16 protein-coding genes are annotated in these 16,399 nt (G+C 58.2%); 11 read left to right on the plus strand and 5 right to left on the minus strand.

The window, feature by feature from the left end; translation table 11 throughout:
- The first annotated feature begins 17 nt into the window (after positions 1–17).
- The 6 genes from ACRDT3_RS05115 (at position 18) to ACRDT3_RS05140 (ending at position 5,212) form a co-directional block, all read left to right on the plus strand.
- Entirely contained in the window at positions 18–236 is a 219-nt protein-coding gene (locus ACRDT3_RS05115; RefSeq protein ID WP_431491950.1) for a ferredoxin, read from the plus strand.
- A complete protein-coding gene (locus ACRDT3_RS05120) occupies positions 233–1,441 on the plus strand; it encodes an NAD(P)/FAD-dependent oxidoreductase (RefSeq protein ID WP_431491951.1) in 1,209 nt (402 codons plus the stop codon). The genes ACRDT3_RS05115 and ACRDT3_RS05120 overlap by 4 nt, the downstream gene beginning before the upstream one ends.
- Positions 1,442–1,458: 17 nt before the next feature.
- Positions 1,459–2,982: an APC family permease gene (locus tag ACRDT3_RS05125; protein WP_431491952.1), complete on the plus strand. Its 1,524-nt coding sequence runs from the start codon at positions 1,459–1,461 to the stop codon at positions 2,980–2,982.
- Positions 2,975–3,739 (plus strand): SDR family NAD(P)-dependent oxidoreductase, encoded by a 765-nt coding sequence (locus ACRDT3_RS05130; protein ID WP_431491953.1) that lies wholly within the window; start codon positions 2,975–2,977, stop codon positions 3,737–3,739. Before ACRDT3_RS05125 ends, ACRDT3_RS05130 begins: the two co-directional genes overlap by 8 nt.
- Before the next feature lie 24 nt (positions 3,740–3,763).
- A complete protein-coding gene (locus tag ACRDT3_RS05135; RefSeq protein ID WP_431491954.1) occupies positions 3,764–4,798 on the plus strand; it encodes an NAD(P)-dependent alcohol dehydrogenase in 1,035 nt (344 codons plus the stop codon).
- A 93-nt stretch (positions 4,799–4,891) separates the two neighbouring features.
- A complete protein-coding gene (locus tag ACRDT3_RS05140; RefSeq protein ID WP_431491955.1) occupies positions 4,892–5,212 on the plus strand; it encodes a putative quinol monooxygenase in 321 nt (106 codons plus the stop codon).
- Between the two features lie 91 nt (positions 5,213–5,303).
- Here ACRDT3_RS05140 and ACRDT3_RS05145 read toward each other — a convergent pair whose 3' ends face one another.
- The gene (locus tag ACRDT3_RS05145; protein WP_431491956.1) at positions 5,304–5,807 is read right to left on the minus strand and encodes an Lrp/AsnC family transcriptional regulator; all 504 of its coding nucleotides are present in this window, start codon (positions 5,805–5,807) and stop codon (positions 5,304–5,306) included.
- Positions 5,808–6,082: 275 nt separating this feature from the next.
- Between ACRDT3_RS05145 and ACRDT3_RS05150 the strand changes: the two genes are divergently transcribed.
- The 3 genes from ACRDT3_RS05150 (at position 6,083) to ACRDT3_RS05160 (ending at position 10,193) form a co-directional block, all read left to right on the plus strand.
- Positions 6,083–7,519, plus strand: a complete 1,437-nt coding sequence (locus ACRDT3_RS05150; RefSeq protein ID WP_431491957.1) for an IS1380 family transposase — start codon at positions 6,083–6,085, stop codon at positions 7,517–7,519.
- A gap of 685 nt (positions 7,520–8,204) precedes the next feature.
- Complete coding sequence (locus ACRDT3_RS05155) at positions 8,205–9,221, plus strand: pseudouridine synthase (RefSeq protein ID WP_431491958.1); 1,017 nt, start codon at positions 8,205–8,207, stop codon at positions 9,219–9,221.
- Between the two features lie 48 nt (positions 9,222–9,269).
- Complete coding sequence (locus ACRDT3_RS05160; protein ID WP_431491959.1) at positions 9,270–10,193, plus strand: hypothetical protein; 924 nt, start codon at positions 9,270–9,272, stop codon at positions 10,191–10,193.
- Between the two features lie 25 nt (positions 10,194–10,218).
- Here ACRDT3_RS05160 and ACRDT3_RS05165 read toward each other — a convergent pair whose 3' ends face one another.
- Positions 10,219–10,995: a 3-hydroxyacyl-CoA dehydrogenase gene (locus ACRDT3_RS05165; RefSeq protein WP_431491960.1), complete on the minus strand. Its 777-nt coding sequence runs from the start codon at positions 10,993–10,995 to the stop codon at positions 10,219–10,221.
- A gap of 138 nt (positions 10,996–11,133) precedes the next feature.
- Positions 11,134–12,582, minus strand: a complete 1,449-nt coding sequence (locus tag ACRDT3_RS05170) for an MDR family MFS transporter (protein WP_431491961.1) — start codon at positions 12,580–12,582, stop codon at positions 11,134–11,136.
- 209 nt (positions 12,583–12,791) lie between these two features.
- Between ACRDT3_RS05170 and ACRDT3_RS05175 the strand changes: the two genes are divergently transcribed.
- Positions 12,792–13,331 (plus strand): NUDIX hydrolase family protein, encoded by a 540-nt coding sequence (locus ACRDT3_RS05175; RefSeq protein WP_105658590.1) that lies wholly within the window; start codon positions 12,792–12,794, stop codon positions 13,329–13,331.
- A gap of 2 nt (positions 13,332–13,333) precedes the next feature.
- On the opposite strand, the gene ACRDT3_RS05180 is transcribed toward ACRDT3_RS05175, so the two are convergent.
- The gene (locus tag ACRDT3_RS05180) at positions 13,334–14,425 is read right to left on the minus strand and encodes an FUSC family protein (RefSeq protein WP_431491962.1); all 1,092 of its coding nucleotides are present in this window, start codon (positions 14,423–14,425) and stop codon (positions 13,334–13,336) included.
- 133 nt (positions 14,426–14,558) lie between these two features.
- Between ACRDT3_RS05180 and tgt the strand changes: the two genes are divergently transcribed.
- Positions 14,559–15,857 carry a tRNA guanosine(34) transglycosylase Tgt gene (gene tgt / locus ACRDT3_RS05185; RefSeq protein WP_431491963.1) on the plus strand — a complete coding sequence of 433 codons (1,299 nt, stop codon included), beginning with the start codon at positions 14,559–14,561 and terminating at the stop codon, positions 15,855–15,857.
- A gap of 78 nt (positions 15,858–15,935) precedes the next feature.
- On the opposite strand, the gene ACRDT3_RS05190 is transcribed toward tgt, so the two are convergent.
- Entirely contained in the window at positions 15,936–16,391 is a 456-nt protein-coding gene (locus tag ACRDT3_RS05190) for a GNAT family N-acetyltransferase (RefSeq protein WP_431491964.1), read from the minus strand.
- Positions 16,392–16,399: the final 8 nt, after the last annotated feature.

The following is a 16,399-nucleotide window of genomic DNA, read 5'->3' on the forward strand; positions in this document are numbered from 1 at the left end:
CTCCGAAAGTAGGCACCATGAACTCAAGTAGCAACACAGTTGTCATCGCTGATCTCAGCCGATGCCAGGGGTATGCGAACTGCGTAATTACCGACTCAAGTAGGTTCGATCTTGGCGATGACGGAAAAGTATCGATCCTGCAACAGGGAGTTGCAGCGGAGGAGCTTCCACTGGCAGAGGAAGCGGTCAAGTCTTGTCCTGCATTGGCATTGCGACTAGAAAGTGAACCGACATGAAAAGAATCGTAGTAGTAGGAGCATCGTTGGCCGGTTTCAAAACCGTAGACGCACTCCGATCCAACGGTTTTGCAGGGCCGATCACGTTGATCGGCGCTGAAGATCTTCTCCCCTATGACCGGCCTCCTCTGTCCAAAGACTTTCTGCTGGCGGATATCGTGCCGGATATCGATTTCGCATCCTCGTCCTGGTACCGAGAAAACAACGTTGAACTGTTGCTCGGAACAGCCGCCAGCGGCCTCGACACCAACAGAAAGGAAGTCACTGTCGGTGCAGAGCGGATTCCCTATGACGAGCTGGTCATCGCCACCGGCGCTAGGCCGCGCAACCCCTTCGGGGAATTGCCCAAGAATGTCTTTACCTTGCGCACGATGGATGATGCGCTGGAAATGCGCTTGGCCCTGCGTAGCAGCAAGTCCACTGTCATCATCGGCGGCGGATTCATAGGGATGGAGGTCGCATCCGCCGCCCTAGACCTCGGTCACGAAGTTACCGTCATCGAGGTCGCGGAGGTTCCCTTGTCCAGGAACCTTGGCCCAGAGACCGCCATCAGGATCGGGGACCACATCCGTGAAAAGGGGGTGAAACTAGCTTGTGGGCGCAGCGTCTCGCAGTTCCACGGAGACGAGGTATTAACTGGGGTTACATTGGACGACGGAACACACATCGACTGCGAGGTGGCAATCATCGGCATCGGTGCCATTCCAAATACGGAGTGGCTAGCCAGCAGCGAATTGGTGGCCAGCCCTGCCGGAATTCACTGCGATGACAGCGGAAAAGCAGCTCCGGGAATTTGGGCGGTAGGAGATGTCTCCGCTTGGGCAGACACTGATGGAGTACCCCGCCGTCACGAACACTGGACCAATGCGACTCTCCAAACGCAGGTGGTTGCTTCAAGCATTGTCCATGGATCTGCTCAGCCTATCGAAGCGATCAGCTACGTCTGGTCCGATCAGTTCGGCCGCAGGATAAGCATCCTAGGAACTACCCATGAAGCTGACGAAGTTCGCATCTTGAATACTGTCGGGGCTGACTTTGCTTCCCTTTACGCTCAAAACGGGAAAATCGTGGGTGCTTGCGTAGTCAACCAGCCCAGACTTTACATCCAGGCCCGGCGATGGGTTTCCGAAGGAAAACCTGTCGCGGAAATTGCTGAGTGGAACGAGGCAGTGGGGCTCACAGATGATTCAGCCGTGAGGATCTAAAAAGGGGAGGAACCCTGATGAACTCGACTAATGCTAGTACAACGGCGCAAGACCCTGCCGGCCAATTAGAACAGATGCCAGCCGAAGTGTATATGAAGAGAACGCTGACGTGGCGGGACGGGTTTGTGTTTGCTCTGAACATGCCGATCGGCCTCTTCCTGACTCTGGGCTACACAGTGGGAGCCATCGGCGGATGGACTGCAATCTGCATTTGGGTTGTTGCCTGCTTCTTCGGTTTTCTACAGAACAACTTGTTTGCTGAAATGGCGGCAATGATGCCGAACCGTTCTGGTGGAATTTCTGTATACGCCTATGAGGGATGGAAACGATATTTTGCGCCCCTAGGCGCAGTCGCAGCTTTCGGATACTGGATGGGCTGGTCGTTGTCGCTCTCTGTGGAAGGAGTCGTTCTTGGTACGCTCATCGAACAGGCTTTCTTCCCGGAGAACAACGTGCTTATCAGCCTGCCGATCGGCCACGATCTGGGGCTACCTTATCTGATTGCGATCGGCGCGATCGTGGCCGCATGGGCTTTGAACTACTTCGGGATCAAACTGGCCGCAAGTATCTCCAAGATCACCGGTGTACTGCTCATCATCGGATTGCTCGTCCTGGTACTAGGCCCGCTGATATCGCCCCACGCAGATTTCGATATCACCCGGCTGAGCTTCGAAGGCGACAGTTCACCATTGAACTGGCAGATCATCGTCGTGTGGTTCTACATCACCGCATGGACAACCTACGGAACAGAAGTTTGCGCCAGCTTTACGGCCGAATACCGGAACCCGACGAAGGACGCAGCCAAAGCCCTGAGAGTCTCCGCGTTGTTCATTCTGGGACTTTATTTCGTTGTTCCATATATGGTTGTAGGTTCCCTCGGCGAGGAAACCGTGCGAGCCAATCCCGTCAACTACATCGGGCTAGCGTTCGACGAAATCCTCGGATCCTGGGCATGGCTGGGACAGATCCCCATAATGGCTGCATTTGTAATCGCGATGATGACCGCAACCGCAGATGGAGGCCGGTCCCTGTATGGAATCTCCCGATCGGGTGGAACCATCAAGCAGCTCGGAACTCTGAACCGGTATGGGGTCCCAGGTCGGGCATTGACCACGGACATGATCATCAACATCGCGGTGCTAATCCTGCTGGGCGAACCGATTGCAATCCTGTTGGCAAGCAACCTGGGATATCTGTCAGCGGTGACGCTGGCTGTGGGTGCCTTCGTGCTGCTTCGAAAAGATGAACCACACACGATCAGGCCTCTCAAGTTGCAATCGTATTGGATTGCCATCGCCTGCGTTCTTTTCTGCATCAACTCATTCGCCATAGTCATCGGGGTACTTAATCCGGGACTTACCGGCTATGGCGGATTGTTCGAAACCATCGTCGGAATCGGCATTTTGATGCTCGCCGCCGTGTTCTGGTTCTACCGGCAAAAGTTCCAGGACAAAACAAAAATCGAATGGCGCGTAAAAGCACCATCCACACATTCCGAAATCACAGCCGATGAAGGAACCTCAAAGGAGAGAAATGACTAATCAGGACAAAGTAGCAGTAGTTACCGGTGCAAGTCAGGGGATCGGGCGCGGAATTGCACTGCGATTGGCCGACGACGGATACAAAATCGCTATCCTTGATCGCCAGGCCAGCGACGAAACCGTGAAAATGATCCAGGACAAGGGCAACAAGGCTTGGCAAGGCCAAGTGGATATCTCAGATCCTGATAGCGTGGCCGAAGTCTTTGGCCGGATGAAGGATGAATTCGGACCAGCCTATGCATTGGTCAATGCCGCAGGAATCTTCGCCGATGAGCCGTTTCTAGAGACCACAGCTGAAACTTGGGACAAGGTCATGGCTGTCAATGCCCGCGGTCCGTTTCTTGCCGCACAACAGGCTGCGATGCAAATGAAGGATAACGGTGCAGGACGCATCATCAACATCCTGTCGAACGCTTCCTTCCAGGGCTTCGCCTATGAAAGTGCCTACTGTGCGTCAAAAGGTGCGGCACTACTCCTGACCCGGGTACTGGCCATTGAGCTTGCCCAGTACGGAATCACAGTTAATGGCGTTGGTCCGGGAACAGTCAATACCGCGATGGGAGGCAATTATTTGGAACGCGGTCCCATCGCCGGACATGAATTGTCGCGCACCCCACTCGGGCGCTTTGGAGAACCGGAGGACATCGCTGAGGCCGTAGCATTCTTTACCACAAGCGCGAGCTGGGTGACAGGTCAAGCCCTGTATGTAGACGGCGGGTTCACCGCGACGGGTCTTCCGGTCCTCGAAGGCATGTAAAGAAAAGTTCGGAGAAAAATAGTTATGAAAGCCGTACAGGTCCATTCCTACGACCAAATGCCGAAGCTCACGGAAATATCTGCCCCGCAAATCACCAGCCCGATGGACGTAATCGTCAAGGTGATGGGAGCCGGCGTATGCCGTACCGATCTGCACATTATCGAGGGCCAGTGGGAACAGAAAAGTGCTGTGACCCTTCCCTACACGATTGGACATGAAAACGCCGGGGAAATCGTTGAAATCGGAGAAGGTGTTAGCAACGTTGCGATAGGCGACCGGGTAATCCTGCATCCGCTGGCCACTTGTGGCCTCTGCCCTGCATGCCGTTCAGGTGATGATGTGCACTGCGCTAAATCGTATTTTCCTGGAGTCGACAGCGACGGAGGAATGGCGGAACTGCTCAAAACGTCCGCGCGCAGCGTGGTTAAACTCGATCCTGAGCTCCATCCAGCGGACGTCGCTGCATTGGCTGACGCAGGGTTGACCGCCTACCATGCCGTGCGCAAAGCCACTGCTCTGCTCCGTCCGGGTCATCGTGTTGTTGTAATCGGCGCCGGCGGTCTTGGCCACATCGGAATCCAGGCGCTGAAAGCAATGTCCGCGTCAACGATCATCGTTGTTGACCGATCTTCTACTTCACTGGGGCTGGCCAAGGAACTCGGGGCAGATCATGCGGTGCTCGCCGATGGCAACGAAATGGCCACAGTACACAACCTAACTGACGGGCAAGGCGCAGAAGTCATACTGGACTTCGTCGGTGAAGGGGGTGCTGTCGAAACCGGGCTCGGAATGCTCAAACGGGCGGGAAGCTATTTCGTTATTGGTTATGGCGGAGAGCTGCGCGTGCCAACCATCGATATTATTAGCTCTGAAATTAATTTTGTCGGTAATTTGGTAGGAACCTACAACGATCTAGTCGAATTGATGGCATTGGCCGCCGCGGGTAAGGTCAAGCTCCACACGGTCAAGTATTCGTTCTCCGATTTCGACCGTGCTCTGGATGATCTGAATAACGGCCGGGTCCGAGGACGAGCCGTTCTGGTTCCCGACGAAAACTGAGCAGGAACTTCCCCTGCTGACAGATCTCTTCCGTCACCTGCAAGGACGAACATTTCGGCACGGTGACACAAGTGCTACACCCGAAAGGATTCAATGTACTTCATTGTCGTCAAATTCCAAGTCAAACCCGAATTTTCGGAAGAATTCTTACAAAAGATCGAAAACTATACCAATTCCACCAAGGACGAGGAAGGTAATCTCTGGTTCGAGTGGTCACGCAACGTGGATGATACGAACCAGTACATACTCGTTGAAGCATTCCGTGATGACGAAGCTGCGAAGACTCACGTCAACGCGTCGCATTTCACTCAAGGCCTAGAGATTATGCGGCCCATGCTGGAGAACACACCGCGGATAGTGTCCAGGAAGGTTGAAGGAGATTCCTGGGATGAAATGCAAGAACTGAAAATCTGATTCACCAGCGAGAAGGGTCTTGGGAAGCCTCGGCGGCATCCCAAGACTCTTCATTTGCATCCGGGGCAAAACAAGCTGTCGTCGACCAGAATCAGTCGCGAACATCAACTGATTGCCTACCTGAAATGGGGTATTCGTAAGCCACCTTGTGAATCTTAAGCTCCATAAAAGTCTCATAACTTGTAATCTCATCGAGCGAGCCGATTTTATCTTGGAGAAACTCAGACAGATGGTCATTGTCGCGACAAACAAATTGCAGATAAATGTCGGCATTGCCGATGCAAGTCGAAACGTACGTCGTCTCTTCCCACGAAGCGAGAACATCTAAGATTCTTGCTTGACTCCCCGGTTTTACTTTGAGCAGCAGAAAAGCCATGATGCGATACCCAAGTTGAAATGGGTCAGCGATCGCGATGATTGTCAACACGCCAGATTCTTGGAGCTTGTTGACGCGGAATCTTATTGTTCCTTCTGAAACATCCAGCTCACGTGCGATCTGTCGATAGGACTGCCTGCCGTCTTCCTGAAGTTTCGTGAGTATTTTTCGGTCAGTCTCATCCAAGGAGTTGGAATCCGTCTCGTTGATCTTAATCATGTCGTGGTGATCCAATCTTCTAAAGAACAGTTGCCTATTTTTAGCCTATCTTGCAGACGGTTCGTGGCATGAAGTTCTACATAGTTGATGTCTATTGCGATAAGTGGGGCACCACCGGCTGACCAAATGGAAGCGCTCAGACTTCATCGGTGACTAGCGCAGTGGTTTCATGGCAGGTACGTCATTAACAGTCATTAAAACGAAAAAGCGATCCGGACTTGGGATAATAGGAGTGTCTAGCTTCTATTCCACCGAAATCAAGGATCACCTTTTCAGTGAACCATTCTACCCACGTTTTCCCTGCCCTCCCGACCCAACTCACCGGTCAAGCCTTGGTCTCCCATGCTGGGTTGTCGGTGCTGACAAGCTTCCTGAACGCCTTGGACTTCCGCCAACTCTGCGAAGACCGGCTCAGCCAATTCGTGCCAGCCACCGCGACGCACCGGCCAGGAAAGATCCTTGGTGCGCTGGCCCTGTCCCTTGCTGCTGGCGGCGAGCAAGCCGCAGACATCGACCAGCTGCGCGTCGCACCAGATCTCTTCGGACGCGTAGCGTCCGATGCGACGGTCAGCAGGTTCATGGGACGCATCAAGGACCAGCCAGAAGCCTTCTCCTACGGGTTCGCCACCATGACCCGCAGCCTGCGCTCCAAAATCTGGGCTGCGGCCGGGCCACGGAACCCAGCCCGGCTGGCCACGCCCACCAACCCGCTGATCATCGACCTTGATGCCTCCCTGGTTCATGTCCACTCAGACAAGGAATCCAGCGCAGGAACCTACAAAGGCGGGTACGGATTCTCACCCATGATCGCCATGGCCGATTACGGCAAAGCCAACGGCACCGGCGAAGTCCTCGCCGTGCACCTGCGCCCGGGAAACCGGGGCGCGAATTCCGCGAAATCCCATATCGAAGTGCTCAACCAGGCGTTGGCCCAACTGCCTGACGATTTCTATGACCAACACGGAAACCTGCAAGGAGAGAAGATTCTGGTCCGCACCGATAGCGCCGGTTCATGCCGCGGGTTCTTGCACCACCTGCAGTCATTGGGGATCCAGTTCTCCACCTCCTATTCGCTGCCGGTGCTCAAGGAGCGGTTCATTCGGTGGTTCGATGAGAAGAAATACTGGGAACCAGCCCTGGATGCTGACGGGGATCAGCGTGATGATGCATGGGTGATCGACGCGAGCAAGGTGATGGAGCTGAAGGACTACCCTTCGGGAACCCGAATTTATTTGCGGGCTGAGCCGTTGCACCCCGGAGCGAAAGCGACCTTATTCGATACCGACGGGAACAGGGTGACTGCGTTCTTGACCAATAGTCCGCGGTTCAACGTGGCGTTCCTCGATGCCCGGCACCGGGCACGAGGCCGGTGCGAAAACCGGATCAAAACCCTGAAGAGCACGGGGCTGGGCAAACTGCCGTACTGGTCTTTCGCCTCGAACCAGGCGTGGGCTGACTTGGCAATGCTCGCAGTGAATCTGGTGTCGTGGCTGCAACTGGCCGTGCTGCCCGGTGGGCATGAAGCTGGGTACTGGGATCTGAAAAGGTGGAGGTACCGGCTGTTTTCGATAGCCGGGAAGATTGTCTCTGGTGGCCGGCAGCGCATGTTGCTGATTCCTGAAAAAGCACCCGAAGTGAAGTTGTTATGCCAACTAAATGAGCGCATCGGCTCGTTATTTCAGCGGTGGCGGCACGGTGAGCTGGCCGCCTGAACTGGTGGGTGTCCTGTTGGTTCTTTGGTTTCGAAAGGTCTTTTCAGCCCGGGTCGGTGGAGCCTGGCATTGCGCGTCGGTGGTTCAGGCGCTCTGTGACGTGGGCAGAAGCGGAGACGGCCGCCGGGAATCCTTTGGGAATGGATTTGGGTGGCGTCGGAGCCCTGATGAAAAATCTGGGTTAACCGGTGCTCCTGTTCAAAGTACCTCACCGTGAATTCGCGTTGCTTTAGGAATACGGCGCGCTACTACGACTCGCGCATGTTACGCTCTTCGGTCTCGACCAAGAACGCGCTGTGCAAGATACCCTTCGTGATCGCTTCGACCGACGAACCAGGGTTCAGCCGGGCTCGCAAGTCCGATTGGTTGTGATGCTTGCAGAAAATAATTGACATGCAATCATTCTGGCCGAATGATCGGTTGGTAATTGGTCACCTCCGTTCTTTGGAGTCGAAAATCGTGCTTTTCTTTGAGTCCAGGTCAAGCCGATTTTTTGGCATCAGTGATCCGGTAGTGTCAAGCATGCTCGAAATCATCAAACGGCATTATCAGCCCTTGCGCATCCGATGTTGGTGGTCGTGTGTTCTCCGATGAAGCAGATAGCTTAGAAAAACACGCAATTACTAGTTATGAATATCGTCCGTGAATCCACGCAGGCAAAGATGAAAGAATGGGAGCCATGGCCATGGCATCTCCGCTCCCCGTCCGCAACGGCGTCAACGCCACCCGTCTGCACCTGCCGCGCACCGGGCCATGGGACACGGTGGCCCAGTATCTGCTCGAACGGTTCGGGCATGTGGACCCCGAGGGCATCCTGCGCCGCTTCGATGACGGCGAGATCGTGGGAATCGGCGGGGTGAAGCTGGACCGGCAGACGCCCATGGGCGAGCACGAGTTCATCTGGTACTACCGCTCGCTGCCGGTGGAGACCCCGATCCCCTTCGAAGCCAAGATCCTCCACCAGGACGAGCACCTGCTGGTGGTGGACAAGCCGCACTTCCTCCCCACCACACCCGGTGGACGCTTCATCCAGGAATCCGCCCTGGTGCGGCTGCGCAACCAAACCGGCATCGACGATCTGGTGCCGATGCACCGGCTGGACCGGGCCACCGCCGGGGTGATCCTCTTCGCCGTAAACCCGGAAACCCGCGGCGCCTACCAGATGCTCTTCGAGCGCCGCGAGATCGCCAAGCGCTACAAGGCGGTCGTCGCCCTGCAGCCCGGCGAAGGCTTGGAAACCGGACGGGTGCTGCAGCCCAACGGCGAGCATTCGCAGGCCAAGACGGAGTCGGAACTGCGCGACCTGCTCCAACGCATGCCGTTGGTCTTCGAAAACCGGATGTCCAAGGTCAAGGGCCAGCTGCGTTCAATTGTGGAAGAAGGCGAGCCGAACGCCCTGACCTTGATCAAGCTCGAGGCAACCGGGACGAGCACCGGTTTCCATTCCGGGACGGAGGTTGCCTTGATGGATCTGGAGCCGCATTCGGGCAAGACCCATCAGCTGCGGGTCCACTTGGCATCCTTGGGCCTGGGCATCATCAATGATGCGTTCTACCCACGGCTCTGGGATCTGGCTCCGGATGACTACCGGCGCCCGCTGCAGTTGCTGGCGCACACCATTTCCTTCACCGATCCATTGACCGGTGCCGAGCGCAGCTTCAGCTCTGGACAACGCTTACTGGAAGCCCCGTCATCCCGATAACTCCTTCTCATGCGGGACGAATTGCCCTAGTCTGGTGCCTATGATCCCGTGACCGATAAGGATGAAGGCAAGATGGCCGAGCACCAGTCGACCCCGCAACTTGACTCCCTCGTGGCCTCGGCCCGATCCGCCATGGCAGCGGCAGGCGAACAGAGCACATTCGAGTTGCCGTATGCGGCGCCGGATCATCGCCCCAACCCTGCGGTGGAACCTTTCGACAAGGTACGCGGATACCTGCTGGGGGCATCGGGCTTGCTGCTGCTGCTCACCACGTTGGCGTCGTCTTCCGGCTTGCATGGACGTGCCCAAGCGAGCCTGCTGGATACCAGCCTGGTGCATTCGGTGCTCTGGCCAGCCATAGCCATCGCACTGATCCTCGGCGCCGCGTTCTCGCTGCGCCGAGACCAGCTTTCGGCGCGACGCCAGCGAATCATTTCCATTTATGCGATCCCGGCAACGGCGCTGATGGCCTGCGCCATTACCCTGGCTTCCGGGTTCTTGGCCATCAGCGCGACCATCCTGGCGACCATCGCTTCGTTGCTATCCCTGTATGGCGTGCTCCAGCTGAACAGGAATACTGCGCGAACCCGCTTGGAGCGCTGGGCAACGGATGCCCCGATAAGCTTCTTGGCCGGTTCCAGCCTGGTCTATACCCTGCAGCTCTGGTTTGCTGCCGCCGGGTGGAATGACGGTGGGCATGGAATCCATGCTGCCCTGGTTACCGCCGGAGTCGCCGTGCTCGCCGCCGCTGTCGCCCATTCGGAGCGCGGCCGCCACGCCTTTGCCAGCGGGTTCGGAATCTGCATGATCGCCGCTGCCATCCAGGGCTGGCTCAACGGGTCCGCACCGCTGTGGGTCTGCGCGATCTGGATCTTCATGGCCTTGCTGGTCTTCCTGATGGCCGAGAACCGCCGGTTCCAGATCAGCCACGCCGAGCACCGTGCGCAGCGCGGCAAGCCCATAGAGTTCTAGGCCCTGCCGCGCCCGCCACGGGTGCTTAGCGCGGCGCCATGCGGATGGCGCCATCAAGGCGAATGGTTTCGCCGTTGAGCATCGGGTTGGCCACGATGTGCTCCACCAATGCCGCGTATTCTTCCGGACGTCCCAGCCGCGAAGGATGCGGCACCTGGGCGCCGAGCGAGTCCTGGGCAGCCTGCGGCAGGCCTGCCATCATCGGCGTGTGGAAAATGCCTGGGGCGATGGTCATGACGCGGATCTGGTGGCTCGCCAGCTCGCGGGCCAGCGGAAGGGTCATGGCCGCTACAGCTCCCTTGGAGGCCGCGTAGGCGGGCTGCCCGATCTGGCCGTCAAAGGCGGCAACCGACGCGGTGTTGATGATGACGCCGCGTTCGGTAGTCCCCTGCTCATCGCTCACCGCTTCGCTATGCGCCATGGCTTCTGCGGCCAGGCGGATCACGTTGAAGGTGCCGTTGACATTGATGTCCAGCACCTTGGCGAAGCGTTCCAGCGGCAGCACTCCGTCACGGCCCAGCACCTTGCCCGGTGTTGCGACACCGGCGCAATTGACCAGCACCCGCAGGGTGCCAAGTTCCTTGGCCCGTTCGATGGCGGTGGCCACCTGCTGCGCGTCAGTGACATCGCCTGGCACGAAGCGGACATTCGCGCCGATCTCAGCCGCGATTTCATCGCCGTCTTCACGCGGCAGGTCGAGTACCACCACGTGCCTGGCGCCGGTGGCCAGCTTCTGCGCCGTGGCGCGTCCCAATCCCGATAGGCCTCCGGTGACCAGAGCGACTGAATCCTGCAACTGCATGTTTACCCCTTCGTAGACAGTGGTCTTGTGATCTACATTACTGGCCAGTTGCGTGGAGGCGAAGAATCTTGCCCGCGGGTATGAAAAAACCGCTGGATCCCGCGATGGGATCCAGCGGCTCTTGCACGCTCCGGCAGCTTAGTGGCTCGGAACCGTCGCGGGCTCGGCTTCAGCTTCAACCGATTTCTTCTTGCCGCCGAGCAGGAAGCCGATGACAACGATGCCGATGCTGCATCCGGCACCGATCAGGAAGCCTGGCTGGAAGCCTTCAACCGAAGCGGTCAGCGGATCGCTGCCGGCCGCGATCTTCGCGGCGGTGGATGAGGCTACAACACCAACCAGCAGGGCGGTGCCCATGGCGCCAGCCAACTGCTGCAAGGTGGACAGCAGGGCCGAACCATGCGAGTGCAGGCTGTGCGGCAGCGGATTCAGCGCAGTGGTGAAGGCCGGGGTGAAGATGAAGGCCAGGCCCAGGCTCATCACCAGGTGCATGACGACCAGCAGCCAGATCGGGGTGTCCGCGTCAAGGATCATTGCGTAGCCCAGCAGGGAAACCAGTAGCACCAGGGCGCCGGGAACGATCAGCGGACGGGCACCGACCTTGTCATAGAGCTTTCCAACCAACGGCGCCAGGACACCCATCAGCAGGCCGCCCGGGAGCATGATCAAACCGGTGGTCAGGGTTTCAATGCCCAGCACGTTGGTGAAGAACATCGGCAGCAGGATAATCACGCCGAACAGCGAGATCATCGAGAACATCATCAGCACCAGCGAAAGGGTGAAATCCTTGTAGTTCAGCGGACGCAGATCCAGCAGCGCCTTGTCTTCCTTCTGCAGGTTCAGCTGCAGGAAGACGAACGCGAGCAGGCACAGAACCGCGCCGACAAGGATGCCCAGGTTCAGCGGGGTGACGCCAACCGACAGGCCGCTGAGGCCGTAGACCAGTCCGCCGAAACCTGGGATCGCCAGAATCAATGAAGGAATGGACAGCGGCGTCGAGGCGCCGTCGACGTCCCTGGACAGTCGAGGGGTACCGATCAGCAGAGCTGCTACCGCGACCGGGATGATCACGATGAACATGAATCGCCACGACAGGTACTGCAGGATCAGGCCGGAGAGCGTCGGGCCGATGGCCGGAGCTACGGAGATCACGATGGATACGTTGCCCATCAGCACGCCGCGGCGTTCAGCAGGCACCAGGTGCAAGATGGTGGTCATCAGCAGCGGCATCATGATGGCGGTGCCGCTGGCCTGGATTACGCGGGCCACCAGCAAGACGCTCAGGCCCGGTGCGAGGGCAGCGAGCAGAGTGCCGAGGGTGAATAGGCCCATGGCCAGGACGAATACATTGCGTATACTCATCCGCTGAAGCAAGAAGCCGGTCATCGGAATGACCACGGCCATGGTCAGCATGAAGATGGTTGACAGCCACTGAATTGCGTCAGCGGTGACGTTGAATTCATCCATCAGAACAGGCAAGGCCACGTTCATGATGGTTTCGTTCAAGATGACCACGAAGCTGGAAACAATCAGCACCGCGATCGTGGTGAAGTTCTGTTTGCTCAGTCGTTCTGGAGCGTTCGTCACGGCAGGGATCTGCTTCCACGAGGATTCGGAAAAAGGAAATGCCATCTGGGGCCTGCGGCTGCTCGCCGGGCAAGAAGTTCAAATAGCTCTATCGATTTTATCGCTTGGGAATGCGGCGCACTAGGGGTGCAGGAAACCTTCATAGGTGAGTTCGGCAACACAGATCCAGCTTCACGGATTGTCGGGGGTTTGTGTACGAAGATAGAACCATGAACGTGCGCACTCCTGACCCATACCCTGGATGGCTCTCTGAAGAAGACCTCTACGAGGCGCGGCAACGCCTGCCGATGCTCTACGTCGAGGCCATTCCAGTGCGCTTGGACCCGCTTGGCTACGTCAACGAGGTGGGCCTGCTGCTCACTGGCGATGACGACGGCCGCATGCTGCGCACCTTCGTTTCGGGGCGCGTGATGTACCGCGAGACCATTCGCGCCGCCTTGATCCGCCACATCGAAAAGGACCTGGGCACCATGGTGCTCCCGCAGCTTCCGGCATCGCCGGTGCCCTTCACCGTTGCAGAATACTTCCCGGCGCCGAGCGAGACCGGCCTGACCGATGATCGTCAGCACGCCGTTTCCATGTGCTACATCGTGCCGGTACGCGGCGAGACCAGCCCTCGCTCCGACGCGTTGGAGCTGACCTGGCTTTCGCCCAGCGAAGCACTCAGCTCGGATATCCAGGGCGAGTTTGCCGGCGGTCGCGAAAACATTCTCCGTCAGGCATTAGCCCATGTCGGAGTGAATATCTAGCCCTACTGCCCGCTCTTTGGAATGATTCCCTGCTTGCGCTTGATAATCGATCCAACCCAGCTTCCCAAGAGCACTCCGAGCATGCCGACGGTGCAGCCGATCAAGGTCTCGACCACGCGGTCGTACATCACCGAGCCACTCAGGCCGGTCACCAGCGAGACGCCCACGAGCGCCATCGGGGTAATGAAGACCTGCGCCAAGAAGTAGTTGCGCATGACCAGGAGCTCGGCCATGAACTGGCACAAGGCAATGAAGGCGAGCAGGATCCACACCTGCGGGTTCAGGAAGATCAGGATCGCCATCAGAATCATGCCTGCCAGGGTTCCGAGCATACGGTGCACGCCGCGCCGGATGCGCAAGGTCGTGGTATGCCCCACCAGGGGAACCACCGCGGCCACCATCGCCCAGTAGTTGTGCCCGGCTTCCAGGCTGCTGCCCACGGTATTGGCCAAGGCGCCGGCCACGCCGGCAGTCAGGATGTAGAACAGCCCTTCCCACCAGATGGCCTTGCGGACGTTATCGGACAGCGGAGGCAGCGGGGTGCGCTTCCACAAGCTGGTCCACTGCCCGAGCGCGCCGGCCGCACCGATGGCTACCGACAGCAAGATCGTCAGGGCCGCCACGAGCAGGGCTTCGCCGATTGGTGCCGGGACAGGGATCGAAGCGATTGCCGCAAAGGCGAAGATGTGGAATAGCGAGCCGCCAGGCCGCAGCCTCATGAAACCCACCAGCACCGAGCAGGCGCCTGCAACGAGCGTCGTCGCGCCAATGACTTGCCACTGCTTGATTCCAGGATCCGAATGGTCGATCCACCAGTGCGAAGCGGCCAGAGCCAGAGCGATCACCGCGAAGAACAAGGCACCGGAACGGACCTGCATCCGCAAGCGGTTCCAGTAGCCGTCCACACGCCCGTACACGCCGGTAAAGGCGCCGAAAACCGCAAAGACCACGAGGTCCAGCCGGTCAATCGCGAAGAGAGTGATCAGAGGCGCAAAAACACCAATGCCGGTGCGCAGGCCGATCCAATGGTCCTTGCGGGCAGGCCCCAGCGTAATGAGCGCCTTGGCGGATTCCTTCAGATTCTCCAGACCCACGTTTTCCTTCCGTCGCGTTGGACACAACACGTACGCTCCATTATTCGTGCTTTGCCTTGTGAAGCGGTAGGTTTTGGCGCACATTGCCCCTGTCGTTTTCCTCACCGCGCGGTTAATACGGCACACTTGGTACGTGCCCGAAAAGAACTTTGACCCCAGTGCCCCGCATGCCCGCCAGGAAGAATTCGGCTTTGAAGTCGGAACCCGGCTGACCGCTCCGGATGGTTCCCCGATGCTGGGACGTACCGGCGTTATCCGCACCCCGCACGGCGAAATCAAGACGCCCGCGTTCATTGCGGTAGGCACCAAAGCTACCGTCAAGGCGGTCACCCCGGTGCAGGTCGAGGAGCTTGGCGCGCAGGCAGTGCTGTCCAACGCCTACCACCTGTATCTGCAGCCTGGCGCGGATATCCTCGATGAAGCCGGCGGACTTGGCAAGTTCATGGGCTGGCAGGGCCCGACCTTCACCGACTCCGGCGGATTCCAAGTCATGAGCTTGGGTTCAGGTTTCAAGAAGGTCATCGACATGAAGTCCGTAGACCAGTCTGGTCCGGATGATGCCGTGGCCCCAGGCAAGGAGCGCCTGGCCAACGTGGATGAGGACGGCGTCTGGTTCAAGTCCCATCTCGACGGCAACAAGCACCGCTTCTCCCCTGAGATCTCCATGGGCGTGCAGCACCAGATCGGCGCGGACATCATGTTCGCCTTCGACGAGCTGACTACCTTGCAGAATTCGCGAGGCTACCAGGTCGAGTCGCTGGAGCGCACCCGGCGCTGGGCCGAGCGCTGCATTGCCGAGCACTTCGCATTGACCGATTCCCGCGAAGGCAAGGAATACCAGGCACTGTTCGGCGTCATCCAGGGCGCCCAGTACGAAGACCTCCGCCGCAAGGCCTGCCAGGACCTGGGTGCCATGGCTTTCGATGGCTTCGGCATCGGTGGCGCCCTGGAAAAGGAAAATCTGGGAACCATCGTCGGCTGGTGCGCCGAAGAGCTTCCAGAAAACAAGCCACGCCACTTGCTGGGCATTTCCGAGCCGGATGACGTCTTCACCGCGATTGAGAATGGAGCCGATACCTTCGACTGCGTCTCGCCCACTCGCGTCGCGCGCAACTCGGCGTTCTACACCCCATGGGGCCGCTTCAATCTTTCCGGCGCACGCTACAAGCGCGATTTCACTCCACTGGTGGAAGGCTGCGAGTGCTATGCCTGCAAGAACTTCACCCGTGCGTACATCCACCACCTGTACAAGGCCAAGGAACTGCTCAGCCACACCTTGATTTCCATCCACAATGAGCAGTTCACTGTTTCGCTGGTTGAATCCGCGCGCCAGGCGATCGAAGACGGAACCTTCTTCGAGCTCAAGGACAAGGTGCTCTCCAGCTACTACGCTGGCAAGCCGGATCCGCAGGGCCAGCTGGTCGCCCCGTAGGCAAGAGCCGCAAAGCAATCAAGGCATCGATTCTCCACGCACTGGGCAGTGCATGGAGAATCGATGCCTTGGACTTTTCTAGGCCGAAGTTCTCTGCCCTGCGCGGGTCATCGGCAAATGCATGATCCCGTCATCGTCATAGTCTTCTCCGGAGCGGAGGAAACCGAACTTTCCGTACCAGCCCTCCAGCTGGGTCTGGGCGCTGAGCTGGATCTTAGCCTCCGGAGCGCAAAGCGCCACGGCACGCTGCATGAGCTCCCCTGCAAGGCCCCGGCCACGGGCTTCCGCAGCCGTGGCAACCCGTCCAATGCGCGGAGTGCCGCTTGCGATTTCCATGATTCGAACCGTGCACAGCACTTTTCCGCCCTCGGCGGCCACCAGATGCACAGTGTCGGCATCCAGATCGCGGCCATCGATGTCCGGGTAGCATGATCGCTGCTCGACGATGAATACCTCGGCACGCAATTTCAGTATTGAGTAGAGCAATTCTGCGGAAAGCCCATCGGGCTTGTGGATGGAAATCAAATCGTTCATATCACAAG

Source organism: Glutamicibacter sp. (assembly GCF_050701915.1).
In the GTDB taxonomy this organism is placed as follows: domain Bacteria; phylum Actinomycetota; class Actinomycetes; order Actinomycetales; family Micrococcaceae; genus Glutamicibacter.

Coding starts and splice junctions, on each gene's coding strand:
- ACRDT3_RS05115 (WP_431491950.1), top strand. CDS start 18: ATGAACTCAAGTAGCAACACAGTTGTCATCGCTGATCTCAGCCGATGC.
- ACRDT3_RS05120 (WP_431491951.1), top strand. CDS start 233: ATGAAAAGAATCGTAGTAGTAGGAGCATCGTTGGCCGGTTTCAAAACC.
- ACRDT3_RS05125 (WP_431491952.1), top strand. CDS start 1,459: ATGAACTCGACTAATGCTAGTACAACGGCGCAAGACCCTGCCGGCCAA.
- ACRDT3_RS05130 (WP_431491953.1), top strand. CDS start 2,975: ATGACTAATCAGGACAAAGTAGCAGTAGTTACCGGTGCAAGTCAGGGG.
- ACRDT3_RS05135 (WP_431491954.1), top strand. CDS start 3,764: ATGAAAGCCGTACAGGTCCATTCCTACGACCAAATGCCGAAGCTCACG.
- ACRDT3_RS05140 (WP_431491955.1), top strand. CDS start 4,892: ATGTACTTCATTGTCGTCAAATTCCAAGTCAAACCCGAATTTTCGGAA.
- ACRDT3_RS05145 (WP_431491956.1), bottom strand. CDS start 5,807: ATGATTAAGATCAACGAGACGGATTCCAACTCCTTGGATGAGACTGAC.
- ACRDT3_RS05155 (WP_431491958.1), top strand. CDS start 8,205: ATGGCATCTCCGCTCCCCGTCCGCAACGGCGTCAACGCCACCCGTCTG.
- ACRDT3_RS05165 (WP_431491960.1), bottom strand. CDS start 10,995: ATGCAGTTGCAGGATTCAGTCGCTCTGGTCACCGGAGGCCTATCGGGA.
- ACRDT3_RS05175 (WP_105658590.1), top strand. CDS start 12,792: ATGAACGTGCGCACTCCTGACCCATACCCTGGATGGCTCTCTGAAGAA.
- ACRDT3_RS05190 (WP_431491964.1), bottom strand. CDS start 16,391: ATGAACGATTTGATTTCCATCCACAAGCCCGATGGGCTTTCCGCAGAA.